The organism is Actinomycetota bacterium (genome assembly GCA_035536535.1).
In the GTDB taxonomy this organism is placed as follows: domain Bacteria; phylum Actinomycetota; class JAICYB01; order JAICYB01; family JAICYB01; genus DATLNZ01.
In genome coordinates this window covers 1-12,537 of the sequence record DATLNZ010000089.1, presented here as the reverse complement: position 1 = coordinate 12,537, position 12,537 = coordinate 1, and the positions used below count along the sequence as shown (strand labels likewise).

Below are 12,537 nucleotides of genomic sequence, written 5' to 3'. Positions count from 1 at the left end.
CGGCGAAGTCGTCGTTTGCGGGAGTCCATTTCGTCCACGTCGAGGTCTACAACGGCGCGCCGCCGAACCACGCCCCCGCCGTCCAGGAGTGGAAGCTCCCGGGGGAGCCGTGGATTGTGTTCGTGGGCGCGGATGGACTCGTCAAGGCCCGGTGGTCGGGGGCCATGGGACAGTCGGAGCTCGAGAAGGCACTGCCCAAACTGGTGGACGGGTCACTGGGAGCCACGGCGGGGGCCTAGGGGGGCAAGACCTCGGGGCAGCGGCCCCGTGCGCGGGCCCGGCGGTGGCAATACCCACCGGACCCCGCACGGATCCAGACCTAGCTGCCGATGGTGTAGGGGCGCATCATGCTCTGGCACCCGATGGCGACCGGGCCCTTGAAGCAGAAACCGCCGGTGTGGTCGCCGGGCAGGCCCACCATCCCGTGCAACGCAGTCGCGAGGACGTTGGAGCTGGCGTTCGGGTAGTTGAGGACCGCGCCCGGACGGTACAGACCCTTGGTCCGACCCTGGTCGAACGCCGCCAGCGGGATCGTCACGATGGTCTCAGCCCCTGAGCCCGAGGCCGTCAGCTGGCGCCGGTATTGCTCGCGCGCCGGCAACTGAACGCCGAGGACCGGGAGCTCGAAGTAGTTCTCGTCGTCGTCGCACGTGTAGGTGAGGGTGGTCGACGGCTTCAGCTCCATCGGGGCGTCGTCTGTCAGGACGATCAGCAACCGGCTCCAACAGGAACTCGACTGGCCCGCCTGGAGTGCCCATGAGACGTGCAGCATCGCGTCGTGGTCGGGAGCCGACGTGTCGCCGACTGTGGCCAGGTGAACCCTCAGGTGGGTGGGGATCCCGGAGTCGTCGTTGAGGGTGTCAAACCACACCGCCGTGATGTCCGCCCAATCGGCGTTGGTCCCGCCCGCGCTGACGTAGTAGGCGTCACCTCTTGGGTCGGTCACCTCCGGGTCTGCCTTTGTGCCCGCCGAGGCTGCCGAAGGCACCAACACGGCCACCGCGATGGCGGCCATCAGTCTTTTCACTTTCGCCCTCCTTGCGTTCGTCCGGTGTTGCTTCCTGCATGCAGGACACCGGCGGAGGGCCGCTGTTACGCGATCGGAGGCTCTACCGCGAGGAATCCGGCGGGACCTGGTACTCGAGCAGCCGGTCGTCGGGGGCTCTGTCGGCCTGGAAGCCCGTTGTGGCTCCGCCGCTCGAGGTGGCGTACAGCGCCGTGAGCAGCGCTCCCGGACGCAGTTCACGGGCCAGCGCGCCCTGAGCGGACGCGAGGGTCAGCTCCATCTCCAGAGTCGTTCCCCGCACCCTTGCCTGTGCTTCGGTTAAAGGCTCCGAGTGGGTCCTGACGATGTCGGTGTGGTCGGTGCAGCTGGACGATGCAGTCGATTTAATCCCGGATTCGTCGTTCAGCGATGCGGTCACCGCGCCATTGCAGCTGGTGTCGCGATAGTTCCAGGCGAACATGTAGTACGAGCCGGGCTGGGGGGGAGCTTCGAGGTCCAGCGAGAACACCAGCGACACCAGCCTCCCGGCGCGGTCGCCCATGGCTGAGATCGACAGTCCGCGGATGTCCAGCTCGCGGCGGGCGGTCTCCAGCGGGTCGGGGACAGAAAGCACCTTGCCGAGCGGAGCGAGCAGCGTCCGGAATCCCTGGTCCCCCGTCGCGTCAGAGGCACGGGTGCCCTCTCCCAGCTGGACCAGGCCCGACACCGGCCCTCTCGCGGCTTCGGCAGTTCGCGACGTAACGACCTGTGGGAGCGCCGGCGGCTTTGCATCTGGCGGGGAGGCGTCGGCAGCCACGGCGACAGCACCAGCGCCGGCCCCCACCGGAAGGGCGCCGACCGGGGGTGGTGCGGGTGCGGCAACCCCTGTTACCAGGGCCAGAGCCAGGATCTCCGCCGTCCTTGCGGCCAGGATCGGCTGGGCGCGCAGCGTCTCGCGCGCCGACCGGACGCCTTGTGTGCCCGACTCCCACAGCTCCTGAGCACGCGCACGGAGCGTGCTTGCGGGAACGGCCGGTGGAAGCAGCGGCACGACGCCGCGCGCCGACAACGCCTCGACCTCGGCCGCCACGGCTGCGCAGGCGGCACATCCAGGGTGCTGGCCGACTTCCCCGGAGGCAGCGCTCCTGATCAGCGACCGGCGGCATGAAGCGGCGGCCCCGTGGTGCTCGGCCAGCAGCCGCACTGCTTCCCGCCGCATTGCCCGCGCCGCTCGGTGGACGATCACCCGTGCGTTGCCGGCCGAGATTTGCATCCGCTCGGCGATCTCGTCGTAGGCAAGCCCCTGCTGGAACCGCAGGTGCAGGGCCTGCGCCTGACGGGGCGTCAGAGCCGCCGCCGCTGCGCGGACCGCTTCTGAGACGGGGTGCTCCACCGACTCGGGGGCCGGGTCCTGCTGTTCCAGGGACGAGGCGGCGGTACGCAGTGCCCTCCGGCGGTCCCTCAGACGATTTAGGGATCGGTTTCGGACGGTTTTGAACAGCCAGCCGACCGCGGCGCCCTCGTCACGGAGGTCGTGCTGCAGAAGGGCCACGAAGGTTTCGGCGACCACGTCCCGCGCCTCCTCTGAGTCGCGAAGGACGCGCGCCGCCGCAGCCTCCAGGGCAGGACGGTACTGCCGGTAGACCTCCTCCACTCTTTCCGGCGTCACCGAAACCCTTCCGTGTCGCGAACGTCCTCGAGGTCATGACACCGTATGGGGTCGTCCGTTACAGAATCCACTGCCCGGCAGGGCCGCGTCCGGAGAGACTGAATGGAACAGGTCACGATCGATCGGTTGGCTTCCCTGTGCAGGCTGTGGGGGATCGTCGAGTTCCTCCACCCCTGGATCGCCTGCAGGGACATCGACTGGGACGCCGCCGCGGTTGAAGCTGCGCCCGCCGTCCTCGATGCCTCGAGCGACGAGGAGTTCCAGGAAGCGGTCGAGAGGATGCTGTCGCACGTCGGGGATGAATGGACGACCACCCGCCCTCCGAGCGGTGGTCGCGAGTCCCATCGGGAGCCGGCGGATGAGCCGGTCGTCCACTGGACGGAGGACCGGCGCGTCGCCGTGATCGCCGCTCGCGACTTCGCAAAGACCGGCAGGGACGGTCCCGCCAATGCGCTCAAGCGGTTGCAGAAGGAGGCGCATGGGGCCGAGGGCATCGTGTGGGACCTCCGCCAGTCCGACTTCTGGTTCAACCGAGTCCTCCCGGCGCACGTGGCGAGGTATCTGGAGTCTGCCGTCCGGACCGCCTCAAGCCGCGTGCGGATGCACTCCGGCTATCGGGGTCCGGGCACGGCCTCGGGCGGGTACCACTCAGGAGTTTTGGTCCAGGACGCGGTGGTTCTTCCACCGCCTGAGGACAGGTTCTCGCCGAGGCCCCAGGCGTTCGTCGTGGACGAGTCTGTCTACTCGATGGACGTGCCGGCGGGACTTCAGGCGGCGGGGCTCGCAACGGTGGTCGCGGCGGGGCCCAAAACCCTGGCGCCACAGCAAACGGTGCAACTCGCGGGCGGCGTCACTGCTTACGTGAGGGTCGGGGAGCTTGTCGACTCTTTCGGGCGCCCGGTTGAGCCCGCCGTCGTGGCCGGTTCCGATGACGGCCAGCCCTACCTGGAGACTCCCGCGATCCGGTCCGCCGTCTCGGCCGTGCTGAACCCGAAGGCTACGGGCGCGGCCGATGTCGCTCCGGTGGTCACGGTGGGTGAACGGCGGCAACCAGCCGCTTCGGAAGGGTCGCCCTCCGTTGGGCAGCGATTGCTCGGCCTGTTCCGTCTTTGGAACGTCGTGCGCTACTTCTTTCCCTACCGCCACCTCATGGACCGCGACTGGGACGACGTCCTGCCCGAGCTGATCCCGAAGTTCGTCGAGGCTTCCAGCGACCTCGATTACGGGCTTGCCGTCTGTGCCGCCACCCGCTTCATGCAGGACACCCACTCCGCGTGGGTCGGGAGCAGTGCGCTCAACGAGCACAGGGGCAGAGCAGAGCCACCGGTCACGGTGCGCACCCTCCGGGGTGAGGCCGTCGTCCTGAAGGCCGCCGAGGGGACGGGCCTTGAGCCTGGTGACGTGGTCCTGTCGGTGGACGGAGAGGACGTCGGCGCACGGCGGGACCACCTTGTCCAGATCATGTCGGCGTCCACCCCCCAGGGTCTGACGATGTCGACGGACCGCACGCTGCTGAGGGGACCGGAGGACACTCCGTGCCGACTGAGGGTGCGCCGGGGGGCCGAGACGCTCGACGTATCGATCCCGCGCTCGCTCGACTACTTCGACCCGCAGGACGATTCACCGGTGTGGCGCGTGCTTTCGGAGGGCGTCGCCTACGTGGACCTTCTCCGCCTCGAGCCGCACCAGGTGGACGAAGCCCTCGCTGCGATCGCCGGGACCCCCGGGGTCGTGTTCGACGTGCGCGGGTATCCGCGAGGCGCCCTGTGGCCGCTGGAGTCGAGGCTGGCGAGGGAGCCGGTGGTCGCCGCGAAGTTCAGGCGCCCCGAGCTTCGGGGGCCGAGCGAGACCTATGCCGTCGAATTGAGCTTCGACCAGATGTCCGCACCCGATCCGGACGGTCCCGAGTACAGGGGCCGGGTCGTGGCGCTGATCGACGAGCGCGCGATCAGCCACGCTGAGCACACCTGTCTTTTCCTGGAGGCGGCCGCGGGGGCCAAGTTCGTCGGCAGCCCGACAACGGGCGCCAATGGGGACGTCACCTCTGTCCTCCTGCCCGGGGGTGTCAGTTTCGGGATGACCGGCCACGACGTCAGGCACGGGGACGGCCGCCAGCTCCAGCGGGTCGGCATCCTGCCCGATCTCGAGGTCTATCCCACGGTGGAGGGAATCAGGGACGGCCGTGACGAGGTCCTGCAGGCGGGGGTGCAGTTTCTGCTCCGCGAGCTCGAACAGTCCTAGTCACTGCGCCAGCGAAGCGACCGCCCGCGCAACCACATCGTCCTCGTCGTCCAGCACCGTCCGCAGGTCGAGCACGAGTGAGCCCCCCTCGACCCGCGCAATCACCGGCGGCTCCCCGGCCCGGAGGTGCGAGGCCAGCGTCGCGGCCGGGGTTCCCGACAGGGAGACCCTGACGACGGGTGAGGCGATCCCATGGCCGGGAAGTGAGCCGCCGCCCGCCACGGACTCGCCCTCGACGACCTCGGCCCCCAGTCCGGACTTCACCACGCGCGCAGCCAGCCGGCGCGATCGCTTCAGCAGCGAGTCGTAGTCCCGGGACAGCATCCGGCGGACCGGGACTTCATCGGTCTCCCCGCGCAGATAGTGCGCGACGGTCGCGGCCAGCGCCGCGATCTGCATCTTGTCCGCCCGCAGAGCGCGCAGCAGAGGGTGCTTGCGCAGTTGCGCCACCAGCTTCCGGCGTCCGCAGACGATCCCGGCCTGGGGGCCGCCCAGAAGCTTGTCGCCGGAAAAGCAGACGAGGTCCGCGCCCGACTTGAGCACCTCCGGCACGACCGGCTCCGAAGCGAGCTCGCCGGAGACCAGGCCGGACCCGGCGTCGTACACCAATGGGACGCGGGCCTTGCGAGCCACGGTGGCCAGATCCGCAAGCGGCGGTGACTCAGTGAAGCCGACCACCTTGTAGTTGGACGGGTGCACCGACAGGATCATCGCCGTGCGTTCGCCGGCGGCTTTGGCGTAGTCGCCGGTTCTGGTTCGGTTGGTCGTGCCGACCTCCCGCAGCACCGCCCCCGACTGCGCCAGCACCTCGGGGATCCGGAAGCCGCCCCCGATCTCGATCAGCTCCCCGCGGGAGATCACCACCTCCCGTCCCGCCGCCAGCGCGGAGCACACGAGAAGGACCGCGGCCGCGCAGTTGTTCACCACCAGCGCCGCCTCGGCCCCCATGAGGGTGGCGAGCATCGGCTCGACGTGCGAGTGCCTGTCGCCCCGGCGTCCTGTGGGCACTTCGTACTCCAGCGTGCAGTAGCGGGCGGCGACCTCAGCCGCGGCGCGTGCGGCGTCCGCGGACATGGGAGCGCGACCGAGGTTGGTGTGCAGGATGACGCCCGTGGCGTTGACCACGGGACGTAGGAGCGACTCCCGCAGCTGCTCCACGCGCATCCGGACCGCGTCGAGCACCTCGGCCTCATCAGGAACCCCGCCTCCGGACTTCGCCCTGCGCCGGAGCGAGTCGGTCACCCCCCGCGCCGCCTCCACGACCATCGGGCGCGGAACGCCTCCGAAGTCGCCGAGCTGCCGCACCGTCTTCTCCACCTGGGGGAGCGAACGGCGCGGGTCGCGCTTGTCCGCCATCGGCGTCACCCTCCGAGCCAGTGGGAGTAGAGAGTGGAGTACAACCCGCCGCGTGCCAGCAGATCGTCGTGACTGCCGCTCTCCACGATCCGCCCGCCTTCCACCACGGCGATCTGCTGCGCCCGCGCCGCGGTGGCCAGCCTGTGCGCGATGACCACGGTCGTGCGTCCGGCGGCGGCTATGCGCAACGCCCCCTCGACATGCGCCTCGGTCGCGGCGTCCAGCGACGACGTCGCCTCGTCCAGGACGAGCAGCCTGGGGTCGGCAAGCAGGGCTCGCGCCAGCGCGACGAGCTGGCGCTGTCCGAGCGACAGGGCCGCGCCTCTCTCGCGCACCTGCGTCTCGTATCCCTCCGGCAGCGCGCTGATGGTCTCGTGGATCCCGAGGGCGCGGCACACCGCCTGGACCTCGTCGTCCGGCGCGCCCGGACGTCCGAAGCGGATGTTCTCGCGGATGGTCCCTCCGAACAGAAACCCTTCCTGCGGCACGAACGCAGTGTGCTTGCGCAACGACTCCAGTGACACCTCACGCAGGTCGCGGCCGTCCATGACGACGCGTCCGGACGTTGGGTCGTAGAAGCGCAGAAGCAGCTTTGCCACGGTGGACTTGCCCGCCCCCGTCGGGCCAACTAAAGCCAGAGTCTGTCCGGCGTGCAGCTCGAGGTGCACGTCCGACAGGGCTGGTGGAAGTCCTTCGCGGTAGCTGAAAGTGACGTCGTCCAGCGACACCTGGCCGTCCACTCGGCTCAGTTCGGATGCGCCGGGGGCCGAGGTGATGGTCGGACGGACCTCGAGCAGGCCCGCCAGCTTGGCCAGCCCCGCCATCGCCGACTGGAACGTGTCGTACATCTGCGACAGGACCTGGATCGGCTCGAGCGTGGAGGACAGATAAATGATGAACGCGGCGAACACGCCGACCGCCAGGTCGTTCTGCAGAACCCGCCACCCCCCGTACCCGAGGACGATGGCCATCCCGGCGAGGCTGATCAGCTCCATCAACGGGAAGAACACGGAGCTGACGCGGAAGGAGTGGACGTTGGCCTGGATCCACTCGGAGTTGACGTCGCGGAACCGCTCGGCGTTGACCCGCTCGCGGCGGAAGGCCTGCACGACCTGGACCCCCCGGACCGTCTCCTGCATGTAGGACAGGACCGCGGCGATGCGCTCCCGCACCTGCGAGTACGCCCGTTCGGACCGGATGCGGAACCCGATCACGGCAACGGTCGTGCCGGGCACGACGATAAGCAGGCTGGCGGCGGCCAGCTTCCAGTCCAAGGCCACCAGCACCACGAGGGAGCCGATCAGGTACATCGCGTTGCCCAGCGACTGCACCAGCGTCTCTGTGACCAGCAGCTCAATCGTCTCGACGTCGGCGGTCAGGCGGGCCACCAGACGCCCGGCCTTCTCGCGCTCGAAGAAGCTCAGGTCCAGCGAGGACAAGTGCTCGAACACCCGCGCCCTGAGGTCGCGCAGCGCTTTCTCGCCGACGTCGCCGGCGACCAGCGTGGCCTGCCGCAGCGCCCACCACCCGACCGCCGCGGCCGTCACCATCCCGCCGGCGGCGATGTTGAGGTCGCCGATGTCGCCGCCTTGTATCCCGCGGTCGATGCCGAACTTCAGCAGGGTCGGAAAGGCCAGAGCCGCCCCCTGTGCCACGAGCAGCAGGACCAGCGCCCAGAGCATCCGCCAGGCGTACGGGCGAAGGTGCGGGGCCAGCACCCGCAGCTCCCGGCGCCCGAAGTGCCTCGGCCCGTCATCCGGCGGGGCGTCGGCCCGCATCCAGCCCGCGCCCCTCATGGAGTGCTCCCCGACGGCCGGCTCAGGACGCCGCCCCGATCGACTTCCCGCGGATCTCGTCCACGGAGGTGCCGGACACCAGCGCCTCCCGGTACTGCTCGTTGGTCGCCCACAGCTCGTCGTGGGATGCAATGGCCGCGATCCGGCCGTCGATCATGAACGCGACCCGGTCGGCAAGCGATGCGGTGGACGCCCTCCTGGCCACGATCAGCGTTGTGCGTCCGGACATCGCCTGCCGCAATCCGGCTCTGATCGCCTCTTCCACCCGTGCGTCGAGGCTGGACGTGGCGTCGTCCAGGATCAGCACCTGCGGGTCCATCAGGATCGCGCGGGCAATGGCTACGCGCTGTCGCTGGCCCCCGGACAGCGTGTAGCCGTGCTCGCCCACCACCGAGTCGTAGCCGTCGGACAGCTCCTCGATGAACTCGTGGGCCTGCGCGGTGACGGCGGCCCGGACGACCTCGTCGTCGCGGGCGTCGGGACGTCCGAAGGCGATGTTGGCCTTGATGCTGTCGGAGAAAAGGAACGGATCCTCGAACACGATCCCGATGCGCGAGCGCAGGGAGTGAAGGGTCGCGGTGGAGACGTCCGTGCCGTCGATGCCTATGCGTCCCGAGACAGGCTCGATGAACCTCAGGAGCAGCCGGATGAGAGTGGACTTCCCGCAGCCCGTCGGCCCCACCAGCGCCAGGGACGTGCCCGGCTCGATGTTGAGGTCGACCCCGGCCAGCACCGGTCCGCCCCCGGGGTAGGAGTAGTGGACGTCTTCATAGGTCACCCTCCCCGGCCCCCGTGGGAGCTTCACGGCTTCCGGCCGGTCCGACACTCCCGGACGCGTCTCCAGGACCTCGAACACGCGGCCGCTGGCGGTGGCGGCGCGCCGCGCCGACGACAGGATCCAGCCGAGGGCACGGATCGGCCAGGCGAGGATCGTGAGGTAGGCGGTGAATGCGACCAGGGTGCCCAGGGTCGTGGTGCCGGCAATGACCTGTCGTCCCCCGACCCACAGGACGAGCACCATCGAGATCTGTGGCAGGAGCGTGAACAGCGGACCGACGAACGCGCGCAGCCGGATTGTCGCCATCGCCTCGGCGAACACCCGGGCGGCTCCGTGCTCGGCGCGCTGGACCTGCTCGGCCTCCCGTCCGAACGCCTTTACGACGCGGATGCCGGTCACGGTCTCCTCCACGAGGCTGGCGAAGTCCCCGAGCGCCTGCTGAAGACGGCCGACCACTAGGTCGAACTGCTTGAGGTAGCGCACCGTCGGCCAGATCATCAGAGGCAGGGGCGCGGCGGCCACCGCGGCCAGCCGCGGCTCCAGCGCGAACATCACGGTCATTACCACGAAGAACTGCAGGATCAGCCCGACCGAAAACGGAATGACCATGTAGAAGAAACGGATCGCCTGCAGGTCGCTGGAGGCCCGGGACATCAGCTGTCCCGTCGACACTCGTTCGTGGTAGCCGATGTCCAGGGCTTGGACGTGCTCGTAGAGCGCGTCTCTGAGATCCCCTTCGACCAGCACTGCGTTTTCTCCGGACAGCCGCCGCCGCAACCCGTTGAAGACCGCGCGGGTCGCCCCGACGAGCACCACCGCACCGATCAGCATCACGAGCCGGCGTCCGTTTCCGCTCCGGATGCCCTTGTCGATCACGTCTTTCGTGAGAAGCGGGGTCACGGCGCTGAGCGCCATGCCAGAGACCCCGACCGCCACACCTGCCCAGAGCTTGCGCCGGTGTGGCCGGGCATGGCGCATCAGGCGCAGCAGGTTCGGCATCAGGCAAGCCTACCCGGCCCCCAGGGGGGTGGCCGTGTGGGCGCGTGCGTTACAGTCGGTCCCCGCCGACTCTCGAAAGGACCAAGCGATGTCCGACGCTGACGTTGCCAGGACGGTCGAGGAGGCCGGGCTCAACGAGATGTCCCGGATGGACATCGACGACGTCTACACGCTGATGGACGTCCAGCTGCGCGAACGTCCGGACCCGATGACGCTTTACCGGCGATGGGAGAAGCAGAACTGGTCGGTGTTCGACCTCGACTTCTCCAAGGATGCGTCGGACTGGGCGATGTTCCCCTACGAGTTCAAGGAGCAGCTGGTTCTGGGCTTCCGCGGGTTCTACCTCGGGGAGGCGGCCGTTACGGACACGCTGTCGCCGATGGTCCACGCGGCACCCACCGACGCCGACAGACAGTTCCTGGCGACGCAACTGGTGGACGAGGCGAGGCACACGATCTTCTTCGACCGCTTCTTCAAGGAGGTCCTGCAGGAAGAGGGACTCGAGGAGTCGCGGCGGGTCACCGATGAGATCGGCTACACGTCCAACAAGGAGAAGGGGTTCGCCCGCCTGTTCTACAGGGACCTGGTCGACGTCACGGACGCGGTCCGTCTCGATCCGCGCGATTACGGCAAATGGGTCGACTCGATCGTGCTGTACCACATGCTGATTGAGGGGATGCTCGCGCTCGCGGGCCAGCGCCGCATCCTTCAGGTCGCGCGGCAGTTCGACGTCCTGCCAGGGTTCCGCGCCGGCTTCACCGCCGTGACCCGCGACGAGTCCAGACACGTCAACTACGGCGTGTACGCGTTGTCGGTCGCGGTCGCCGAGGGATTGACCGACCGGATCGTCTCCACCGCATCGAGGTACCTGGACGCCACGTGCGACGTCGTCACGCGCCCGTTCCGACGGATCCCGCCCGTGCCCGAGGCGATGCTGCAGGGCTTCAAGATCCGCGACGGATGGACGTTCAGCGTCGGGCAGCTTCGTAAGAGGCTGCGGGGGGCCGGGATCGGGGACGAGCCGATAGCCGGACTCGAGCGCCAGTGGCTGGACCGCATCGAGGCCAACCTCGATGAGTACGAAAGCCGGTTCGGCGAGCCCCATCCCGCGCGGTTGCAGGAGCGCAACGCGGTCGCATAACGGGGGCGGCACCTGCGCCGGGTGCGGGACGGCTCGCCGGAACGCGGCTGCATCTAGACTTTGGCTCACGGAGGTGAGTCGGCGATGGCGGCAGCGTACATCTTGGTTTCGGTAGACGCGGGTCAGGCCAAAGACGTTCTCAAGCGCATCCGGGCCATGGAAGGAGTGCGCCAGGCGCACGCCTGCTGGGGGCAGCCGGACATCTTCGCGTTCTGCGAGCTGTCCGACGACCATCAGCTCGCGGACGTGGTCCTCGGTGCGATCCACAACATGCCGGGCGTCCGCTCGACGGAGACGCATCTGGTCGTTGAGGTTTAGTTGGCGACCCTGGTCCGGCCCCCGGCGAAAACCTATCTGCTGATTCGCGCGACCCTGGTCTGCACCGGCTTCCTGTTGCTTGTCGGGGGCCCGGTGGGGGCCCAGCCCACCACGGCGCCGCCTACCCCAGCTCCGACGACGCCCCCCTGTTCGATCATCGACACGTGCACGCCCGTCCCCACGCCGACGATGCGTTTGACGCCTCCTCCGGAGCAGACGATTACGCCGGAGCCGGCGCCCTCACCGACGGTCAAGCCTTCGATGCGGCCGCGCCCGAGCGTGCGCGAGAGCTTTATTCCCACGCCCTCGATCACTCCTTCGCCTACGCCGGAGGACATCGTGACGCCGATGCCACGCACGACTCCCGCGCCGGAATCGCAACCGGCCAGCCGAGGCGTTGCTCTGGGCGGCCTCGTCGGGTCGGGGCTGATGATCGCCAGCTCGGGTCTCATCTGGCGTCGCTACCTGAGCTAGCAGTTCGCACTGCCCCCCCCTTGCGCCGATAGAAACGCCTCCCTACAATGACACGACTGTAATTACGTCCTTGGTTTTCGATAGCAGGGGGTCGCTCGTGTGGCGCATCCGCTACGACTGGCAGGAGAAGGCCCAGTGCCTGCAGGCCGATCCTGATCTGTTCTTCCCCGAGCGCGGCAGTCCCGGCGACTCGGCAAAGCGAGTCTGCGTTGAGTGCTCCGTCCGTATCGAGTGTCTCGAGTACGCACTCGCCAACGGCGAGCGCTACGGCATCTGGGGTGGCCTCACCGAACGAGAGAGGACGAGGCTGCGTCGCCAGTCGACGCAACTGTTCGCGTCGGTCTGCGACGGCGAGGACATCCGCGACGTCCTCGGAAGAGTGGCGACAGTCCGCATAGGACGTCGTCACGCGCGCGCTTCCTGAAGACGCCCTTCAAACTTCGCGCGTTAAGTGTCTTCCCACTCGAAGAGTTGGTGGCTATCGTATGAACGACTCGATGACGCGAATTCAAAGAGGTCATCCGATCGACGAAAGGAGGTGACCGGATGCCGATGAAGAAGGCAGCGAAGAGGCCGGCGGCCAAGAAGTCCACTGCGAAGAGGCCCACGGCCAAGAAGTCGACCGCGAAGAAGTCGACGGCGAAGAAGTCGACGGCCAAGAAGTCGACCGCACGGAAGTCGACGGCAAAGAAGTCGACGGCCAAGAAGTCGACGGCAAAGAAGGCAGCGGCCAAGAAGTCGACGACCAAGAAGGCTGCCGCCAAGCGGACGTCAGCCAGG

At 68.4% G+C, this 12,537-nt stretch carries 11 protein-coding genes and 1 pseudogene; 6 read left to right on the top strand and 6 right to left on the bottom strand.

The window, feature by feature from the left end; genetic code table 11:
• Positions 1-239 (top strand): hypothetical protein (locus VNE62_06315; GenBank protein HVE91895.1); only part of this gene is annotated, 239 nt, incomplete at its 5' end.
• A gap of 80 nt (positions 240-319) precedes the next feature.
• Here VNE62_06315 and VNE62_06310 read toward each other — a convergent pair.
• Complete coding sequence (locus tag VNE62_06310; GenBank protein HVE91894.1) at positions 320-1,027, bottom strand: hypothetical protein; 708 nt, start codon at positions 1,025-1,027, stop codon at positions 320-322.
• 82 nt (positions 1,028-1,109) lie between these two features.
• Positions 1,110-2,654: a sigma-70 family RNA polymerase sigma factor gene (locus VNE62_06305; protein ID HVE91893.1), complete on the bottom strand. Its 1,545-nt coding sequence runs from the start codon at positions 2,652-2,654 to the stop codon at positions 1,110-1,112.
• Positions 2,655-2,756: 102 nt separating this feature from the next.
• Between VNE62_06305 and VNE62_06300 the strand changes: the two genes are divergently transcribed.
• The gene (locus VNE62_06300; protein ID HVE91892.1) at positions 2,757-4,895 is read left to right on the top strand and encodes a S41 family peptidase; all 2,139 of its coding nucleotides are present in this window, start codon (positions 2,757-2,759) and stop codon (positions 4,893-4,895) included.
• Here the strand turns inward: VNE62_06300 and selA are convergent, their stop codons facing one another.
• The 3 genes from selA to VNE62_06285 are packed head-to-tail and all read right to left on the bottom strand — an operon-like array spanning position 4,896 to position 9,824.
• Entirely contained in the window at positions 4,896-6,251 is a 1,356-nt protein-coding gene (gene selA, locus VNE62_06295) for an L-seryl-tRNA(Sec) selenium transferase (protein ID HVE91891.1), read from the bottom strand.
• Positions 6,252-6,256: 5 nt separating this feature from the next.
• A complete protein-coding gene (locus VNE62_06290; protein HVE91890.1) occupies positions 6,257-8,047 on the bottom strand; it encodes an ABC transporter ATP-binding protein in 1,791 nt (596 codons plus the stop codon).
• Between the two features lie 22 nt (positions 8,048-8,069).
• On the bottom strand, positions 8,070-9,824 hold the full coding sequence (locus VNE62_06285; GenBank protein ID HVE91889.1) for an ABC transporter ATP-binding protein: 1,755 nt from the start codon (positions 9,822-9,824) through the stop codon (positions 8,070-8,072).
• Positions 9,825-9,912: 88 nt separating this feature from the next.
• Here VNE62_06285 and VNE62_06280 point away from each other — a divergent pair, with 88 nt between their 5' ends.
• On the top strand, positions 9,913-10,965 hold the full coding sequence (locus VNE62_06280; GenBank protein ID HVE91888.1) for a ribonucleotide-diphosphate reductase subunit beta: 1,053 nt from the start codon (positions 9,913-9,915) through the stop codon (positions 10,963-10,965).
• Between the two features lie 84 nt (positions 10,966-11,049).
• Positions 11,050-11,283 (top strand): Lrp/AsnC ligand binding domain-containing protein, encoded by a 234-nt coding sequence (locus VNE62_06275; GenBank protein HVE91887.1) that lies wholly within the window; start codon positions 11,050-11,052, stop codon positions 11,281-11,283.
• 32 nt (positions 11,284-11,315) lie between these two features.
• Here VNE62_06275 and VNE62_06270 read toward each other — a convergent pair whose 3' ends face one another.
• Positions 11,316-11,735: a hypothetical protein gene (locus tag VNE62_06270; GenBank protein HVE91886.1), complete on the bottom strand. Its 420-nt coding sequence runs from the start codon at positions 11,733-11,735 to the stop codon at positions 11,316-11,318.
• A gap of 83 nt (positions 11,736-11,818) precedes the next feature.
• On the opposite strand from VNE62_06270, the pseudogene VNE62_06265 reads away from it, so the two are divergent.
• Positions 11,819-12,079: pseudogene (locus tag VNE62_06265) on the top strand (WhiB family transcriptional regulator).
• Positions 12,080-12,303: 224 nt separating this feature from the next.
• A partial coding sequence (locus tag VNE62_06260; protein ID HVE91885.1) for a histone H1-like repetitive region-containing protein occupies positions 12,304-12,537 on the top strand: 234 nt, incomplete at its 3' end.

Bases quoted from the DNA above. Each gene is read 5' to 3' on its own strand.
- VNE62_06270 (HVE91886.1), bottom strand. From the start codon at position 11,735: ATGAGACCCGAGCTGGCGATCATCAGCCCCGACCCGACGAGGCCGCCC.
- VNE62_06285 (HVE91889.1), bottom strand. From the start codon at position 9,824: ATGCCGAACCTGCTGCGCCTGATGCGCCATGCCCGGCCACACCGGCGC.
- VNE62_06290 (HVE91890.1), bottom strand. From the start codon at position 8,047: ATGAGGGGCGCGGGCTGGATGCGGGCCGACGCCCCGCCGGATGACGGG.
- VNE62_06300 (HVE91892.1), top strand. From the start codon at position 2,757: ATGGAACAGGTCACGATCGATCGGTTGGCTTCCCTGTGCAGGCTGTGG.
- VNE62_06280 (HVE91888.1), top strand. From the start codon at position 9,913: ATGTCCGACGCTGACGTTGCCAGGACGGTCGAGGAGGCCGGGCTCAAC.
- selA (HVE91891.1), bottom strand. From the start codon at position 6,251: ATGGCGGACAAGCGCGACCCGCGCCGTTCGCTCCCCCAGGTGGAGAAG.
- VNE62_06275 (HVE91887.1), top strand. From the start codon at position 11,050: ATGGCGGCAGCGTACATCTTGGTTTCGGTAGACGCGGGTCAGGCCAAA.